Below are 16,710 nucleotides of genomic sequence, written 5' to 3'. Positions count from 1 at the left end.
CGGGCGAGACGGCGGGTGTCCACGAATCCGGGACCTTTGGTGAATCCCTACAGATGCCATGCGCCTGTCCCTGTCTCTCACACCACCCCACCTCAGTGACCAGCATCACGACGACTTCGGTGTAACCGCCATCCGTTGTCCGGAGTCCACCAAGCTACCGATCAACCCTTTGTCGAGCGCTGACGGTGATCGGCTCCATGGCGCTGGGATAGCGTCGCCGTGTCCCTCGCCGTCCACACCCTCGCGGAGTCCCCATGAGCACCGCCGTCGCCCCCAACCGCACCGGGCAGGTCCTCGCCGACCTGCTCCCCGCCTCCCGCGTGCGGGATGTCGCGCTCGTGGTCGGCGGTGCCGCGCTCACCGGAATCGCCGCCCAGATCGCGGTGCCGGTGCCGGGCTCCCCGGTGCCGGTGACCGGCCAGACCTTCGCCGCCCTGCTGGTCGGCACGACGCTCGGGGTGAGCCGGGGCATGTCCGCGCTCATCCTGTACGCGCTGGCCGGCCTCGCCGGAGTGCCGTGGTTCGCGGAGGGCACCTCCGGGGTCTCCGTCTCCTTCGGGTACATCGTCGGCATGATCCTCGCGTCCGCCGCCGTGGGCGCCCTGGCCCGCCGCGGCGCCGACCGCTCGACGCTGCGCATGGCCGGCACGATGCTGGTGGGCGAGGCGATCATCTACGCCGTCGGGGTGCCCTACCTCGCCTACGCGGCCGGTATCTCAGCGTCCGCCGCGATCGCGGCCGGACTCACCCCGTTCCTGATCGGCGACGCCGTGAAGGCGGCCCTGGCGATGGGTGTCATGCCCGCCGCCTGGAAGCTCCTCAAGCGCTGACCGCGCGGCCCACGTACGAGGCCACACGGCCGACTGGTGGGGGGCATGACCTGACAGACGCACCGTCAGGTCATGCCCTCCATCTGTGTCACCCCCTACGTCCGCACGCGTGCCGACACGGACCGTCGCTCCGGTCTCCTCAGCTCTCCCGCTGCCCCGGCCGTCGCTGCGACCACCACAGGCCGGCCGCGCCCGCCGTCAGCAGGGCCGCGCCCGCCGCGCCCAGCGGCAGAACACCCGGACCGGTCCTGGGGAGTTCGTCACCGTTCGGCGCCACCGGCTGGTTGTCGGTGCCGAGCAGCAGTGGCGTGGCCGGGGCGTTCGGCGACGGGTTGGTCGTACCGAACGGAACCGGGCCCTGCTGCCAGAACGTCTTCTTTCCGCCGTCGCTCTGTACGGGCAGGCAGATCTTTCCGGTCTTCTTGAGATCGAACGTGGCATCGACGGCGAACGACTTCGACTTGCCGGCCGCGAGATTGTCGATGGGGCAGGAGAAACCGCTGTTCGAACCCTTCGGAAGATTCTTTTCGTCGATCGGGGAACAGCCTTGAACGTTCTTGACCGTCAGGCCGTCGAAACCGACGACCAAAAGCTGGATCTTTCCGCTTTCCTTGCTCCCCTCGTTCTTCACCGTGGCGGTGAGGTCCGTTTTTTTCGACGCGTTGTCGACGGAGATCTTCTCGGGCAGCAGCGTGGTCAGCTTCACGCCCGCCGGTGCCGTGTCAACGGCCTTTCCCCCCTTGCTGCTTCCGGGTCCCTGGTCGTCCGCTCCGGCGGTTCCGGAAAGGATCATCACCACCGAGAACGATGCCGTGACCAGCGATCCCGCGATGGTCGTCGTACGACGAGAACTCATGTTCGTCCCCCTTGGCTGCGCCTGAATTCGCAGTACTTGAAGAGGTACCACAAGATTTCTCCGCACTATGCTGATACGGCTCGAAGTGTGACCATTGCGTGTCAGTCAGGACGGTCCGGAAGGCAATGACCGGAAAGCGTTGAGGGGGTGCAGTGGATTGCCGGGGAATACGAGCGGCGGTGGAGTTCCAGGGGTATTGGTGGCGGGGCGCTATCGGTTGGTCGAAAGTATTGGCCAGGGGGGAATGGGGCGGGTGTGGCGAGCCGCCGACGACATACTCGACCGGCAGGTCGCGGTGAAGGAGATGCGCATCGATGGCCTCGACGCCGAGGACGCCCGCACCCGCCGCGAACGCACCCTGCGCGAGGCCCGGGCGACGGCCCGGATCGACCATCCCAACGTGGTGCGCGTGTACGACGTCGTGGACGAGGGCGAACGCCTGTGGATCGTCATGGAGTTGGTCTCCGGACGCTCCCTCGAACGCATCATGGCGGAGGACGGCCCACTGGGCCCGCGCGAGGCCGCACGCCTCGGGCTCGGCCTGGTGGAGGCGTTGCGGCAGGTCCACGAACGGGGCGTGCTGCACCGGGACATCAAACCCGGGAACGTCCTGGTGGAACACGCCGGACGGTTCTCGAACAACCCGCGAGTCGTCCTCACCGACTTCGGTATCGCCGCGATCCAGGACGCCAAGGCGCTCACCATGGTCGGCACGCTGGTCGGCTCGCCCGACTACATGGCCCCCGAGCGGATCTCCGGCCGCCCGCAGGGCCCGCCGTCCGACGTGTGGTCCCTCGGCGCGACGCTGTGCGCGGCATTGGGCGGCCACTCCCCATTCTCCCGCGACACCACACTGGCGACCCTGCACGCGGTCCTCTACGAGGAGCCCGAACTGCCCGCGGCCGCAGGGCCGTTGCGCGACATCCTGGCCGCGTTGCTGCGGAAGGAGCCGGAGTCCCGCCCAGGCCTGGCGGCCCTGGAGGCGTCGCTACGACCCCTCGCGTTCCCGCCGCCCACACCGACAGTGGAAGTGGTTCCGGCGGCGCTGGTCCCGGAGGAGGAGGCGGCGGCCGGGATCGCGGCGGACGCCGCGACGGGGGAGGGCGGCGAGTCCGAGTCCGAGTCCGAGTCCGAGTCCGAGTCCGACCCAGAGTTCGTCAGTGACGCGGTGCCCGTCCAGGACGTGCCGCCCGACCGGGAGCCCGGAAGGACCCGCTCCCTGCGGAAGTTGCCCGACCCCAGGCGGCCCGCACCGACGCCGGAGCCGGAAGCCGAGGTCGCCTCCACGCCCGAGGCCCCCGCTCCCGCCAACGCCTCCACCGAGGCCGCCTCGGAGAGGCGATCGGAGACGCGCTCCGAGACCCCGTCGGGCAACTGCGTGGGGGCCGTGTCACGGAGTCCAGGGTCCTGGGCCGATCCGGCCGCCGGACCACCCGCCAGCGCATCCACCACCCCACCCGCCGAACCACCCACCACCCCACCCACCGCCGCCACCCCCTCCACCCCCGACCACATCACCGCCACCGGCCCCCGCCCCCTCGCCATCCCACCGCCCCAACTGCCCAGCCCCGCCGCCCCGTCCGACGTATCTCGGCGTGGTCGGCGTCGTGCCAGGCTGGTCGTCGCCGCAGGTGTGGTCACCGTGAGTGCCGTCGTAGCGATCGTGCTCGCGACGACCTCAGAACCGCCGGACACCACCGCGGGGTCCACGCCGTCCGCCGTGGCGTCCTCCTCGCCGGCCCCGTCCGCCACCGCGAGCGACACCCCGACGCCCACCGTCGAGGGCACGTCACGCCCGCGGAGCCTGCCGCCCGGGGCGCACCAGGAGGCGGGTGGGTTCGCGTGGGCGACGCCGCGGGACTGGCGCAGGGATGTGAAGACGGGGGCGGAGGTGCACTACACCTCCCCGGACGGCAGACAGGAGCTGGCCGCCAAGTCCGCTCTCGCCCGCGGTGACCTGATGGAGACCTGGGAGACCTCGGAGCAGAACGCCCACCAGGGGCAGGACTACCGGAAGATCCGCCTGGAGGAGACGACGTTCCGCGGCCACCCCGCGGTCGTCTGGGAGTACACCTTCACCCTCCAGGGCGTCCCCTGGCGCGCCCGCCTGCTGGGCTTCACCGCCGACGGCAAGTCGTACCAGATCAACACCTGGTACCAGCCGGACATCGAGACGCAGGCCCTCAAGACGTACGGCAGGGTGCGGGACAGTTTCACCGTGCTTTGAATCCTCCCCTCCCTGAAGGGAGGGGATTCCTGGCTCAGGCTGCCTCCTGGAGCAGCGCTCCAGGAGGTCTTCCGCCATCAGCACCAGCCGGGTTGAGACCAGCCCGGACGAGCATCACGCGTGCGGAGTTCTTGTCCCGCGGGGACACGGTTCCGCACGTGGTGCAGGTGTAGGTGCGCTCACCCAGCGGCAAAGCGTGCTTGGCTCTCGCATCGCAGTGCGCGCAGTCCATCGTGGTGTGCGCGGGGTGGACGAGGCGGATGTCCCGCCCGTGCTTGCGGCTCATCTCCAACAGGGCTGCTTTGGTGGCGCCGATGGCGGCGTCAGCGGCCTTGCGGGCCATGGTGGTCTTGGCGAGGAACTTGGGGCGGAAGTCCTCGACCGCGATGGCGTCATGGTCGCGGACCACCTTCTTGGCCCACTTGCGGCCGGTGTCCGCACGCTGCCGGGCGACCTTCTTGTGCGCCTTTGCTCGCAGCTTCTTCGCCTCGCGGTGGCCCTTCGATCCGGGCCGACCCTTCTTCGGTTTGCGACGGGCCATCATCCGGTCGTACCGGGTCAGCTTCGCCTCAGCCTTTTGGCCGTGCCCGGCGTGCGGCAGGTCGTGAGCTTCGGAGGTGGTGGTCGCGGTCTCCTTCACACCCCAGTCGACACCGAGTACCCGGCCGGTCTCTGGCAGGAGCTGGACCTGGGCGGGCACGACGAACGAGGCGTACCAGTGCCCGAGGCTGTCCTGGTAGAGGCGTACCGAGGACGGCTCAGCCGGCAGGTCCCGCGACCACACCACCCCCGCGACGATGCCCCCGGCCAGGTGCAGACGGCCGTCCTTCAACCGGAACCCGCGCCGGGTGTAGTTGAGGGACGGCAGTGCCTCCCGTTTGGTCTTCCACTTCGGCATCCCCGCCCGGCGCGTCATGGGCAGGCGTTCGCAAATGTCCTTGTGCGCCTTGGCGCGGGAGCGGCCAAAGTCACGGATGATCTGCTGCTGGACAACCGACGAGCCCTCACGCAGCCACGGCGTCATCTTCCGGGCTTCGGTCAGCATCCTGTCGAGCTGCGCCGGGCCACACGTCTGGTCTTCCCCGGTCGCCTTGTTGTGCAGATGCACGATCCTGGACTTGGCGACGCATTCGTTCCACACCCAGCGGCACCGGTCCCACTCCGCCGCCAGCGCAGTACGAGCGGTGGACGACACACGCAGCCGGTAGGTGTACCGGGCATGCCCGCCCTCCGCAGCCACCCCCACCTGCGCCATCTCGCCCCCCCCTCACGGCCCTGGCCGGGGCACTGTGCCGTCCCGAACCCTCCGAAGGACCGTATGTACGACCGCCGCACAAACGCACCTCGATTCCACGGCCACCACCCCGACCAGCGATCACACGCACACGCGTTCGCATCATCTCGGCGATGCCGACAGCGGTACGGGTGCTCCACGCCGAACCGGAAGCGACAACGCTCCGCGTCGCGGCACCCGCAAGCGATTCCTCCCCAGCGCGAACCCGGGGCCACCTCGCAAGACCCAGGTGACGTGACGACAGGCGGCCGCACGCGGAGGGGCCCCGTGGTGACACACCACGGGGCCCCTTCGCCACAGAGTCGAAGCAGAGTCGAGCAGCTTCGCTCAGACCTTCGTGACGGCCCGTTCGCCCTTGAGCTTCTCCTTCGCGAAGGCGATCGCGAGCACGCCCGCGGCGACCGCCAGCGTCAGCAGCACGGTCTCCCGCCCGTCGTGTTCGGTGTCGGTGAGCATGTAGCCCAGCACGAAGACGATCAGCGCGGCCGACGCCCAGGTCAGATACGGGTACAGCCACATCCTCACGACCAGCTTCTCCGGCGCCTCGGCCTGGATGATCTTTCGCATGCGCAGCTGCGAGAAGCAGATCACCAGCCAGACGAACAGGGCCACCGCACCGGAGGAGTTGACGAGGAAGAGGAAGATCGTGTCCGGGGACAGGTAGTTGAAGAAGACGGCGACGAAACCGAACACGACCGACGCCAGGATCGCCGCCATCGGCACGCCCCGGCCGTTGACCCGCGCGAACGCCTTGGGCGCGTCGCCGCGCTCACCGAGCGAGAAGGCCATGCGGGAGGCCGTGTACAGGCCGGAGTTGAGACAGGACAGCACCGAGGTCAGCACGATGAAGTTCATGATCTGACCGGCGTGCGCGATGCCCAGCGAGTCCAGGGCGGCGACGTAGGAGCCCTGTTCGGCGATGGACTTGTCGTCCCACGGCAGCAGCGTCACGACCACGAAGATCGAGCCGAGGTAGAAGACGCCGATACGCCAGATGATGCTGTTGGTGGACTTGGTGACGGCCCGCTGCGGGTCCTCCGACTCACCCGCGGCGAGGGTGGCGATCTCGCTGCCCATGAAGGAGAAGACGACCAGCAGGACACCGGTGAGGATGGCGCCGGGCCCGTTGGGCAGGAAGCCGCCGTGGTCGGTGAGGTTGCCCAGCCCGGCCTTGTCGCTGTCGGCGCCCGGCAGCACACCGAACACGGCCAGACCGCCCACGACGATGAACGCGCCGATGGCGACGACCTTGATGCCGGCGAACCAGAACTCGAACTCGCCGTAGGAACCCACCGACACCAGGTTGGTGGCGGTCAGCACCACCATCACGATCAGCGCCCACCCCCACTGCGGAACGGCGGGTATCCACCCTTCCAGGATCTTGGCCCCGGCGGTGGCCTCCACGGCGAGCACGACGACCCAGAAGAACCAGTACAGCCAGCCGATGGAGAACCCGGCCCAGGGCCCCAGCGCCCGGTCGGCGTGCGCCGAGAAGGAACCCGAGGTCGGGTTGGCGGCGGACATCTCACCGAGCATCCGCATCACCAGCACCACGAGCGTGCCGACGAGGGCGTACGACAGGAGGATGCCGGGGCCCGCGGTGGCGATACCGGAACTGGATCCGACGAACAGTCCGGCTCCGATGACGCCACCGATGGCGATCATCGAAAGATGTCGGTTCTTGAGTCCCGCCTGGAGCCCACCGGGTTCACCGGGGGCTCCTTGGGCTTGACCAGCCTCGGGGAGAGTCGGCTGCGAGGTCATGAACGGATTCCTTTGCGCCGGTTGTGCTGTTGCCCCATACGAACGGTGTACGAGGGTGAACGAATCGGTCCAGTGAATCGGAGGCAAAGGAATTCGTGAACCTTCGATTCCGGATCGTTACTTGAGGTTTTCCTGAGGTTTCTCGGTATTGTCTGGAGTTTTCGGCATGCGCCCCCGGGGCTGCTGCCCCAAAACAGTCGTGTCACACTCGTCCCATGCGCGTGTATCTCGGCTCCGACCATGCGGGCTTCGAACTCAAGAACCACCTCGTCGACTGGCTCAAGGCGGCCGGCCACGACCCCGTGGACTGCGGTCCGCACATCTACGACGCCCAGGACGACTACCCCCCGTTCTGCCTCCGTGCCGCCGAGCGGACGGCCGCGGACCCGGACGCCCTCGGTGTCGTGATCGGCGGCTCCGGCAACGGTGAGCAGATCGCGGCGAACAAGGTGAAGGGCGTGCGCTCGGCACTGGCCTGGAGCGAGGAGACCGCGTCCCTGGGCCGGCAGCACAACGACGCGAACGTCGTGGCGGTGGGTGCGCGCATGCACTCGCAGGAGGAGGCGACGAAGTTCGTCGAGACCTTCCTCAACACACCGTTCTCCGGCGACGAGCGTCACCTCCGCCGCATCGAGATGCTCGCCGGCTACGAGACGACGGGTGACCTCCCGCCGATCCCGGCGCACCACCCGCAGCAGTAAGGGAGTACCGGGCCCGGGGCGAAGCCTGTGGCGGGGCCCCGGCGACGCCCCAGGGGTCGGGGAAAGGAACAGCACCGTGCCGGAAGGGCACACGATCCACCGGCTGGCGCAGGACTACGCCGCCGCCTTCACCGGCACCGCACCCCGGGTGACCAGCCCCCAGGGCAAGTTCAGCGACTCCGCCGCCCTCCTCGACGGCGCCGAACTCACCCGCACCGAGGCCCACGGCAAGCACCTGTTCCTCGGGTTCGCCGAGTCCTGGATCCACATCCACCTCGGCCTGTTCGGCAAGGTCGGCTTCGGAGCCGCCCCCGCGCCCCCGCCCACGGACACCGTCCGGCTCCGGCTCGCGAACAGCACGTCGTACGTCGATCTGCGCGGCCCGACGACCTGCGCCCTGATCACGGACGCCGAGAAGGACGCGGTCCACGACCGCCTCGGCCCCGACCCGCTGCGCGAGGACGCCGACCCGGGGGCCGCGTACCGGCGGATCTCCCGCAGCCGTACGACGATCGCCGCCCTGCTGATGGACCAGAAGATCGTCGCCGGTGTCGGCAACGTCTACCGCGCCGAGGTCCTCTTCCGGCACCGCGTCGACCCGTACCGCGCCGGCAAGGACCTCACCCCGGCCGAGTGGGACGCGCTCTGGAACGACCTCGTCGAGCTGATGCGCGAGGGTGTCCGCGCCAACCGCATCGACACCGTCCGCCCGGAACACACCCCGGAGGCGATGGGCCGCCCCCCGCGCGTCGACGACCACGGCGGCGAGGTCTACGTCTACCGCAGGGCCAACCTGCCCTGCCACCTCTGTGGCGGCGAGATCCGCACCGCCGACCTCGCCGCCCGCAACCTCTTCTGGTGTCCGACCTGCCAGCGGAGCTGACCGGGCTCAGAACCCGTGCGGCAGCCAGGGCGGCACCGGCGACCCGAACGCGACCGTCGCCTCCGTCAACGCGCCCCGCCGCAGCTCCCGCACCCGGCCGGCCGCCGCCAGCGAGGCCAGGCTCACGCCCCCGAGATACGCCGCGCCCAACTCCCGTACCGACAGGGAGAGATCGGCGGGATCCGTGGTGCGAGCGCACGACGCGCCCTTCGCGTCGCCCACCAGCCGCCAACGCCCCGCGTTCCAGGGGCAGAAGGCGTCGTCGACGTCGAACACCACATCCACCGGCGCCTGATACGTCCGCGCCTCCAAGGCGGCCCCGACGTCCACCAGCCGGACGAACAGGGAATCGCGCACCCGCAACCCGCACCGCCGGATGTCGCTCACCATGGACATCCACGGCTCGTCCAGAGGCCGCCCCTGCGCGCTCAGCGTCGACGTCAGGTCGATCTCGAACAGGAACCGCCACAGCGCGGCGTGCGCCGCCGCGTCCAGCGCCTCGGTGTCCTGAAGGAGCACCTCGCCCCTGGGTCCTGCGGTATCCCACTCCGGCTTGATCCGGAAACGCGCGTACCCCACGACCTCGCCGCCCCGCTCGGCGACCACGCACTGCAGCGGCGACGCCCCCTGCCGACGGCTCTCCGGGTCCACCACCCCGGCCCGCTCCCATCCGGGCATCCGGGCCAGCATCCCCGGCCGGACGGGCACCCGGCGCGCGTACACCGCCTCGCACGCGTCCAGGACGTCGGCCGGTGCGGCGTACCGCAGCCGTACGTCATCGGTGCCGGGCGGCACGGACAGTCGTACGCGTGTGGTGTCGACCTCGACATTGACGCAGAACGTCGCCGCGGCGTACCCGAACCGGCCGTAGATCGCGGGCTCGGAGGCCGTGAGGACCGCCAGGGGCCAGCCCCATTCCCGTACGTCGTCCAGTTGGCGCCGCATCATCGAGCGCAGCACGCCACGCCGCCGGTGCGTGGCGGCCACGCCGACCATGGTCACGCCCGCGGCGGGCACCGAGGCGCCGCCTGGCACGGTCAGCCGGAAGCTGAACGCCCCCGTCGTGCCCACGCACACGTCCCCGTCCCAGGCGCCTATCGACCGGTCCGTCTCCTTGAGCGCGTTCCACAGCTCCCGCTCCCCGAGCGCCTCCGGGACTCCGCCGAAGGCGCGGAGCAGGTTGTCGTACCACTCGTCCCACTCGTCCTGCCGCAGTACCCGCACGTCAAGCCCGTGACCGGACTCGTGCGCGGCCCCGCGGCCCGCCCCGCCGTGAGTGTCGTGATCGCCTTGGCCGGTGCCGTTGTCAGTCGCCATGGACCATGCCTATCAGGGCATTGCGGGACGGGCCAGGGGATTTCGCCTTGATGGCGACGCGGAGCCTTTCTGTGAAGTTCACTGTGAGTTGAGCCTCGGACGGGGGACAAGTGGGACCTCCCGTGCCAAGCGGCTGGTCCGATGGATAGGGTCCCGAACTAATGGCAGCAGGACGAGAACGGCGCGCAGAAGCCGAGACGTTCACGGCCCGGTTGAAGATGCAGTGGCACCGGGTCCGCGTCGGCATGCGCAGAAGCGCCGTCGACTACTTCCGCGGCGACGGCTCGGACTGGGTCGCCCTGGCGGGCCTGCTGTTGACCGTGCCCGTGATCGCCGCCACCACGCTCGCGAACTCGGTGTGGTGCTCCCCGGCCGCGCTGGTCCTGCCGATCGTCGCGGGCGGCCTGCTGCTGCGCCCGGCGAGCCTGCTCGGCCTGTACGCGGCGGCGGCCACCGCGCTGATCGTGGAGTCGGTGCAGCTGGGCCCGTACACCGAGGGCCCCTCCCGGGTCACCCCGGGCGTCGTCCTCGTGGTCGCCGCCTGCGGTTTCTTCGGACTGCTGATCGCGCAGTTCCGCAGCCGGGTGGGCGTCCCCTGGAGACGCGGCGGCACCATGCTCTTCGACCTGCGCGAACGCATCCGGGTCCAGAGCAAACTGCCGCAACTGCCGCCGGGTTGGCACCGCGAGATGGCGTTGCGCCCGGCGGGCGGCCAGTCGTTCTCCGGAGACTTCGTCGTCGCGGCACGGACCAACGGCGACCGCACCCTGGAGGTCGTCCTGACGGACGTGTCCGGCAAGGGCATGGACGCCGCGTCGAGGGCCCTGCTGCTGTCGGGCGCGTTCGGCGGCCTGTTGGGCAGTCTGCCCCCGCACGCGTTCCTGCCCGCGGCCAACGGCTACCTCCTCCGCCAGGACTGGGACGAGGGCTTCGCCACCTCCATCCACCTGGTCCTCGATCTGGACTCGGGCGACTACGAGTTGTACTCCGCCGGACACCCGCCGGGCCTCCAGCTCAGCGCCGGCAGCGGCCGCTGGGAGGAGAAGGCCGCCGACGGCCCCCTCCTGGGCGTGTACGACGGCGCCCAGTTCGACTCCGTGAAGGGCTCACTGCGCCCCGGGGACGTGTTGATGCTGTTCACGGACGGTCTGGTGGAAACGTCCGACCGCGACATAGTGGAGGGCATCGACCGCCTCACCGGTGAAGCCGACCGCTATGTCGCCGGCGGTTTCCACGGCGCGGCCTGGCACCTGATCGAAGCGGTGGCGAAGGACGTCAACGACGACCGGGCCCTGCTGCTGATCTGCCGCGAGGGGCCGACGGCGGCGGCCATCCGCTGACCGGGCCCCCTCGCCCCCGTCCGGCCCCGACACCCGCCCCCACCTGCGGCTCAGCCCGCATGGTGGGGTTTTCCTCAGGTCAGGTCCGCCGGTCGCCCTCATGGTGGGCGACCGTCCCCGGTTCGTAGGTTCGAGACATCACCACCGTGATGCTCCACAGACGACCGACCGGAGGGCGAGCGCATGGCAGGCGAGTGGGCCGTAGAACTGCACGGAGTGTCCCGGCGTTACGGCCGCGGCCGTAACGCGGTCCACGCCCTGCGCGGCATCGACCTCACCCTCCGGCCCGGCAGCTTCACCGCCGTGATGGGCCCCTCCGGCTCCGGCAAGTCCACGTTCCTCCAGTGCGCGGCGGGCCTCGACCGCCCCACCGCCGGCACCGTCCGTCTCGGCGGCACCCAGATCACCGGCATGCGCGAGAACAAGCTCACCGCGCTGCGCCGCACCCGCCTCGGCTTCGTCTTCCAGGCCTTCAACCTGCTTCCGTCCCTGACGGTCGAGCAGAACGTCGTGCTGCCGATGCGGTTGGCCGGCCACCGCCCCGACCGTCGCCGCGCCGCCGAGGTACTCGCCCAGGTCGGTCTCGGCGACAAGGCACGCCGCCGCCCGGGCCAGCTCTCCGGCGGACAGCAGCAGCGCGTCGCGATCGCCCGCGCCCTCGTCACCCGCCCCGACGTGATCTTCGCGGACGAGCCGACCGGTGCCCTGGACACCACGACGGCCGCCGAGATCCTCGCCCTGCTCCGGCAGGCCGTGGACACCCAGGGCTCCACCGTCGTCATGGTCACCCACGACCCGTCGGCCGCCACCTGGGCGGACCGGGTCCTGTTCCTGGCCGACGGCGAGATCGCCGACCACCTCGACCGCGCCCCGGCGGAGCGGATCGCCGCCCGCATGACGACCCTCACCGTCCCGGCGCCCTACGACCGGACGGCGGCGTGATGCTCGTACCCAACGGCCTCGCCCGTGCCGCCGTCAGGTTCCGTCCCGCCGCGTTCATCGGCACGCTGGTCGCGCTCGTGCTGGCCGCGGCGATCGTCTCGGCCTGCGGCGTCCTCCTGGAGACCGGCGCCCGTGCCACCGTCCCGCCCCAGCGCTACGCCGACGCCCCCGTGGTGGCCGCCGCCGACCAGCGGGCCCACTACGGCCACGGCGACAGCGCGGACAGCGAGCCGGTCCCGGACCGCGCCCGTCTCGACGTCTCCCTGGTGACGAAGGCCGCCTCGGCCCCCGGCGCCCGCACGGCCGTCGCCGACGTGACCTTCCCGGTCCGGGACCCGCGCGGCGCCCGCAGCGCCCACAACTGGTCCTCCACCGCCTTCACCGGCGAACACCTCACCGAGGGGCGCGCCCCGCACCCCGGCGAAGTGGCCCTCCCGCACGGCACGGTGGGCGACCACGTCACCCTCACCACACCCGACGGCACCCGCGCCTACCGCGTCTCCGGCATCACCAGTGCCAACACCGGCGCCGACGGCACCGGCCAGGACGCCGTCTGGTTCGCCGACTCCGAAGCCGTACGGGTCTCCGGCCACCCCGGCCGCGTGGACGCCGTCGCCGTACTGCCCAGGCCCGGGGTGACCACCCGCACCCTCGCCGCCCAGGTGGCCCACGCCCTCGGCGACCGTGCCCAGGTCCACAGCGGCGACGACCGCGGCGCCGTGGCCGACCCCACCCTCGTCGAGGCCCGCGAGACCCTCATGGGAATCGGCGGCTCCTTCGGCGGCGTCGCGACCGCGGTCGCCATGTTCACCGCGGCCGGCACGGTCGCCCTCGCCGTCGGCCAGCGCGCCCGCGAGTTCGCGCTGCTGCGCGCCGTCGGAGCCACCCCGCGCCAGATCCGCCGCACGATCGCCACCGAGACGCTCCTGATCGCCCCGCTCGCGGGCGCGGCCGGCTGCCTTCCCGGAATCGCCCTGGCCCGCTGGTGGTTCGGGCAGCTGCGCGACAGGGGCGCGATCCCCGACGCCGTCGACCTGTCCGTCTCCTGGATCCCGCTGGTCGTCGCCGTCGGCGCCGTCCTCGTCACCGCCCTCCTGGCCGGGTACACGGCCGCCCACCGCAGCTCCCGCGTCAAGCCGGGACAGGCGCTGGGCGAGGCGGCCGTGGAGCGACTGCGGGTGGGCTGGATCCGGATGCCGCTCGGTGTCGCCGCCGCGGTCGGCGGATTCGTCTGCGCGGGTCTGGCCGCCTCCACGACCGGTGAGGACGCGGCCAACGCGGCGCTCGGCATCGTGATGCTGTTCATGCTGGCGGTGGCCCTGCTCGGCCCGCTGGTCGCCCGTGCCTGCGCAGCCCTGTTCGGGCTCCCGCTGCGCGGCGCGGGCGCCCCCGCCTCACTGGCCGCCGCCAACTCCCGTACGAACGCCCGCCGACTGGCGTCCGCGATCACCCCGATCGTCCTCGCCATGGCCTTCTCCTCGGTGCTGGTCTTCATGCACACCAGCGAGGAGCGGGTCACCGAACGGCAGCAGGAGGCGGGCATCCTCGCCGACCACATCGTCACCGCGGACCCGGGCCTGCCCCCGGACGCCGTACGACGGGCCGCCGGCGCCCCCGAAGTCACCGCCGCCGTCGGCCTGTTGAAGACCTCGGTGCTCGTCCCCGCCTCGGGCGGTGTGATCACGGCGGTGTCCGCGCAGGGCGTCACGGGGTCCGCCCACGACCTGGCCGCCGTACAGGATCTGGACGTCCGACATGGCCAACTGTCCCTGAAACGGGGCGAGGTGGCCGTCGACTCCGCCGTGGCCGACAACGCGAACGTCGACGTCGGCGACCGGATCCTGGTGCGCCTGCCCGACGGCACCAGGGCGAAGCCGCGGATCGTGGCGACCTACGGACGGGGTCTGGGTCTGTCCCAGGTCACGATGAGCCGCGCCGACCTCGCCACCCACGTCACCTCCGCCTACGACACCGAGCTGTGGACCAAGGGCGGTACGGCGGACGGTCTGGGCACCCTCGGCACGGTCCTGGACCGCGCCGACCACACGGCCGCCCAGTCGGCGGAACGGGAGCTCAACGCCTGGGCCAACGCGGTCATGGCCGCCGTCCTCGGCGGATTCGCGGCCGTCGCCGCGGCCAACACCCTGGTGATGACCGTCCTCGACCGCCGCGGCGAACTCGGCACGCTGCGACTGATCGGCTCCACCCGGCGTCAGGTGCTGCGCATGGTCCGCTGGGAGGCCCTCCTGGTCGTCCTCGCGGGCATCGCCCTCGGCACGGCGATCGCCCTGGCCACACTGATCCCGATGACGAAGGGACTGACGGGCCAGGGACCGTACATCCCGCCCCCGGTCTACGGCGCCTTCGCCGGCGGGATCGTCCTGCTCGGCCTGACGGCGGTCACCCTCCCGGCCCGCGCGGCCCTGCGCGCCGACACACTGGACGAATGACAGACACTCCACAGCCGCCGCCCGCCATGCCGGAGCCGCAGTCCCTGACGTTGGCCGAAGTCGAGGCCATCGCCCGCGCCGCCCACGCGGGCCAGCGTGACAAGGCAGGCCGGCCCTACGCCGAACACCTGCGGGCCGTGGCGGAAGGGGTACGCGCGCGGGGTGGCGACGAGGAGCAGATCGCGGCGGCCTGGCTGCACGACAGCGTCGAGGACGACGCGCTCTCCGAGAGGTGGCTGGAGGAGGCGGCCCTCAGCCGCCGTACGAAGGACATCGTGCGCGCGGTCACCAAGCGGGCCGCGGAGCCGCCCGAGGCGTATGCCCGGCGCGTTCTCGCCACCCCGGGCGCCCTGTTGGTGAAGGAGGCGGACCTGGCCCACAACGCGGACCCGGCCCGCCTCGCGGTGCTGGACGAGCCCACCCGCACACGACTGACCGAGAAGTACACGCGGATGCGTGCGCTTCTCGGTCTGGTCGCTGACAGCGGTGAACGGGGTCCGGTGACCTAGGCGCTGACCTTCTCGCGCTCGCGCACGCCCGTCTCGTTCTTCTTGTCGTTCTTCTCGCGCCCGCGCGCCAGTTCGGCCGCGTCCCGCTTGAAGGCCCAGTCCATCGTCGGTTCCATCGCGAACCGGAAGACCCGGCGCACCGGCGCGGTGCACAGCAGGGTCACGGCGGCGGCCGCGAGGGCACTCACGAAGATCTCGCCGAGCGGCCGCTCCATCCAGGCGTGGTCGAACCAGCCCCAGAAGTCGCCGCCCTTGATCAGGAAGCCGTGCAGCAGGTAGCCGTACAGCGTGCCCGCGCCGAGGGCCGTGAACCACATCCGACGGCCCGGCACCCAGGCGAAGAAGCAGGCGGTCAGCAGCAGCGAGCAGCCGAACAGCGCGAGGACCATGACCGGCCCGGACCACCAGGGCGCGGCCATCTCCTGAGCGGCGTCACGGTGGTAGAACCACGACGTGTTCATACGGGGCACGGCCCACCAGCCGACCACCAACGCGGCCGCGACCACCGGCACCGACGCGATCCGCATCGAACGCCGGCGCACCAGCTTGAAGTGCTCGGGCTTCATGCACAGGCCGAGCACGAAGAACGGCAGGAACTGCAGCACCCGCTGCAAGTCCAGGTCGTCCCCGATCTCGGGCGAGGCGGACGCCAGCATGGCGATGCCGAGTGCGAGCGGCAGCGGCCACCGCACCATCTTCCAGATCGGCGTGGTCATCCGCCAGACGAACAGCGCGCACAGGAACCAGGTCAGGTACCAGGGGTCCAGCAGGCTGATCTCCTGGCCCGGCGAGTGGTCGAAGTAGCGCTTGAACAGGGAGTAGGCCGTCTCGAAGAGGACGTACGGCACCACCACGCCGGTGATCAGGCGCTTGAGCCGGTCGGCGCGCATGTCGAAGCTGCGCGAGAAGTACCCGGAGATGATGATGAACGCCGGCATGTGGAAGGAGTACACGACCGTGTACATGGCCTCCAGGATCCGGCTGTCGCCCTTGAGGGGCTCCCAGGAATGGGCCACGGCGACCAGCACGATCGCCAGGTACTTCGCGTTGTCGAAGAACGCGTCGCGTTGTTTGGCGCCGGGCTTGGAACCGGCGGCGGCCCGGGGCGGGGCCGGTTCGCGCTGGCTCTGCGGCGTGCGCGGGCTCGGCACTCCGTCCGCCGACGACTGTGCCGGAGGGAGTGGAGATCGATTCTGGCCGTGCGGTCGCAGCGGGTTCGTCACAGGGACCTCGCTGCGCGGGCGGGGGACGAGGCGGCGTGGAACATCTGAGGCACCCTAGCCCTGGGTGTGCGTATTCGTAAAATTCCCGACGTCATTCCTGGTTAATGGCTTCGCCTACCCGCGTTTTCCGGAAGTTGACATTCCTGTCCACGTGAGGACCGACACACGCTGAATATCCGGCCAGGGCATCGTACGTGCCTTACTTGTCACGATTCATCCATACTAAATGGTGCATTATCGGCATGCCGTGCAGGTCACCGGCCTCCTTGTGGCTGAATTTCGAATCGCCTGCGAACACGGTGTGTGGGCACGGAAACGATCCAGCTGAATTACCTGCGGGGAGACCCCGTCGAATTGCTGTGCGAGGGCCCAGG

Annotated in this window: 13 protein-coding genes; 8 read left to right on the top strand and 5 right to left on the bottom strand. The window is 70.6% G+C overall.

Annotation, left to right across the window (positions count from 1 at the left end; all coding sequences use genetic code 11):
• Positions 1 to 254 precede the first annotated feature (254 nt).
• A complete protein-coding gene (locus ABZ027_RS22830) occupies positions 255 to 830 on the top strand; it encodes a biotin transporter BioY (RefSeq protein WP_356771129.1) in 576 nt (191 codons plus the stop codon).
• A 139-nt stretch (positions 831 to 969) separates the two neighbouring features.
• Here ABZ027_RS22830 and ABZ027_RS22825 read toward each other — a convergent pair whose 3' ends face one another.
• On the bottom strand, positions 970 to 1,686 hold the full coding sequence (locus ABZ027_RS22825; protein ID WP_356771127.1) for a hypothetical protein: 717 nt from the start codon (positions 1,684 to 1,686) through the stop codon (positions 970 to 972).
• 244 nt (positions 1,687 to 1,930) lie between these two features.
• Here ABZ027_RS22825 and ABZ027_RS22820 point away from each other — a divergent pair, with 244 nt between their 5' ends.
• Entirely contained in the window at positions 1,931 to 3,913 is a 1,983-nt protein-coding gene (locus tag ABZ027_RS22820; RefSeq protein ID WP_356771125.1) for a protein kinase, read from the top strand.
• Between the two features lie 34 nt (positions 3,914 to 3,947).
• Here the strand turns inward: ABZ027_RS22820 and ABZ027_RS22815 are convergent, their stop codons facing one another.
• A complete protein-coding gene (locus ABZ027_RS22815) occupies positions 3,948 to 5,168 on the bottom strand; it encodes a transposase (protein ID WP_356771123.1) in 1,221 nt (406 codons plus the stop codon).
• Between the two features lie 366 nt (positions 5,169 to 5,534).
• Positions 5,535 to 6,971 carry an amino acid permease gene (locus tag ABZ027_RS22810; RefSeq protein WP_356771121.1) on the bottom strand — a complete coding sequence of 479 codons (1,437 nt, stop codon included), beginning with the start codon at positions 6,969 to 6,971 and terminating at the stop codon, positions 5,535 to 5,537.
• Between the two features lie 215 nt (positions 6,972 to 7,186).
• Between ABZ027_RS22810 and ABZ027_RS22805 the strand changes: the two genes are divergently transcribed.
• Together ABZ027_RS22805 and ABZ027_RS22800 are read left to right on the top strand one after the other, a co-directional pair.
• Positions 7,187 to 7,672 carry a ribose-5-phosphate isomerase gene (locus ABZ027_RS22805; protein ID WP_356771119.1) on the top strand — a complete coding sequence of 162 codons (486 nt, stop codon included), beginning with the start codon at positions 7,187 to 7,189 and terminating at the stop codon, positions 7,670 to 7,672.
• A 76-nt stretch (positions 7,673 to 7,748) separates the two neighbouring features.
• A complete protein-coding gene (locus tag ABZ027_RS22800; RefSeq protein WP_356771117.1) occupies positions 7,749 to 8,555 on the top strand; it encodes a DNA-formamidopyrimidine glycosylase family protein in 807 nt (268 codons plus the stop codon).
• A 6-nt stretch (positions 8,556 to 8,561) separates the two neighbouring features.
• On the opposite strand, the gene ABZ027_RS22795 is transcribed toward ABZ027_RS22800, so the two are convergent.
• The gene (locus tag ABZ027_RS22795; RefSeq protein WP_356771116.1) at positions 8,562 to 9,872 is read right to left on the bottom strand and encodes a GNAT family N-acetyltransferase; all 1,311 of its coding nucleotides are present in this window, start codon (positions 9,870 to 9,872) and stop codon (positions 8,562 to 8,564) included.
• Positions 9,873 to 10,033: 161 nt separating this feature from the next.
• On the opposite strand from ABZ027_RS22795, the gene ABZ027_RS22790 reads away from it, so the two are divergent.
• The 4 genes from ABZ027_RS22790 to ABZ027_RS22775 all read left to right on the top strand — a co-directional run bounded on the left by ABZ027_RS22790 (position 10,034) and on the right by ABZ027_RS22775 (position 15,113).
• Positions 10,034 to 11,212: a PP2C family protein-serine/threonine phosphatase gene (locus ABZ027_RS22790; protein ID WP_356771114.1), complete on the top strand. Its 1,179-nt coding sequence runs from the start codon at positions 10,034 to 10,036 to the stop codon at positions 11,210 to 11,212.
• 183 nt (positions 11,213 to 11,395) lie between these two features.
• Complete coding sequence (locus tag ABZ027_RS22785; protein ID WP_356771112.1) at positions 11,396 to 12,154, top strand: ABC transporter ATP-binding protein; 759 nt, start codon at positions 11,396 to 11,398, stop codon at positions 12,152 to 12,154.
• On the top strand, positions 12,154 to 14,604 hold the full coding sequence (locus ABZ027_RS22780; RefSeq protein WP_356771257.1) for an FtsX-like permease family protein: 2,451 nt from the start codon (positions 12,154 to 12,156) through the stop codon (positions 14,602 to 14,604). Before ABZ027_RS22785 ends, ABZ027_RS22780 begins: the two co-directional genes overlap by 1 nt.
• On the top strand, positions 14,601 to 15,113 hold the full coding sequence (locus ABZ027_RS22775) for an HD domain-containing protein (protein WP_356771110.1): 513 nt from the start codon (positions 14,601 to 14,603) through the stop codon (positions 15,111 to 15,113). Before ABZ027_RS22780 ends, ABZ027_RS22775 begins: the two co-directional genes overlap by 4 nt.
• On the opposite strand, the gene ABZ027_RS22770 is transcribed toward ABZ027_RS22775, so the two are convergent.
• Positions 15,110 to 16,336, bottom strand: a complete 1,227-nt coding sequence (locus ABZ027_RS22770; RefSeq protein ID WP_356771108.1) for an acyltransferase family protein — start codon at positions 16,334 to 16,336, stop codon at positions 15,110 to 15,112. The genes ABZ027_RS22775 and ABZ027_RS22770 overlap by 4 nt on opposite strands.
• Positions 16,337 to 16,710 lie beyond the last annotated feature (374 nt).

Origin of the sequence: Streptomyces sp. NPDC006332 (assembly GCF_040612855.1) — a bacterium.
GTDB lineage: Bacteria > Actinomycetota > Actinomycetes > Streptomycetales > Streptomycetaceae > Streptomyces.
Note: the sequence above shows the minus strand (reverse complement) of the source record. Positions and strands in the feature narration are given on the sequence as shown.

Bases quoted from the DNA above. Each gene is read 5' to 3' on its own strand.
- ABZ027_RS22830 (WP_356771129.1), top strand. From the start codon at position 255: ATGAGCACCGCCGTCGCCCCCAACCGCACCGGGCAGGTCCTCGCCGAC.
- ABZ027_RS22825 (WP_356771127.1), bottom strand. From the start codon at position 1,686: ATGAGTTCTCGTCGTACGACGACCATCGCGGGATCGCTGGTCACGGCA.
- ABZ027_RS22820 (WP_356771125.1), top strand. From the start codon at position 1,931: ATGGGGCGGGTGTGGCGAGCCGCCGACGACATACTCGACCGGCAGGTC.
- ABZ027_RS22815 (WP_356771123.1), bottom strand. From the start codon at position 5,168: ATGGCGCAGGTGGGGGTGGCTGCGGAGGGCGGGCATGCCCGGTACACC.
- ABZ027_RS22810 (WP_356771121.1), bottom strand. From the start codon at position 6,971: ATGACCTCGCAGCCGACTCTCCCCGAGGCTGGTCAAGCCCAAGGAGCC.
- ABZ027_RS22805 (WP_356771119.1), top strand. From the start codon at position 7,187: ATGCGCGTGTATCTCGGCTCCGACCATGCGGGCTTCGAACTCAAGAAC.
- ABZ027_RS22795 (WP_356771116.1), bottom strand. From the start codon at position 9,872: ATGGCGACTGACAACGGCACCGGCCAAGGCGATCACGACACTCACGGC.
- ABZ027_RS22790 (WP_356771114.1), top strand. From the start codon at position 10,034: ATGGCAGCAGGACGAGAACGGCGCGCAGAAGCCGAGACGTTCACGGCC.
- ABZ027_RS22785 (WP_356771112.1), top strand. From the start codon at position 11,396: ATGGCAGGCGAGTGGGCCGTAGAACTGCACGGAGTGTCCCGGCGTTAC.
- ABZ027_RS22780 (WP_356771257.1), top strand. From the start codon at position 12,154: ATGCTCGTACCCAACGGCCTCGCCCGTGCCGCCGTCAGGTTCCGTCCC.
- ABZ027_RS22775 (WP_356771110.1), top strand. From the start codon at position 14,601: ATGACAGACACTCCACAGCCGCCGCCCGCCATGCCGGAGCCGCAGTCC.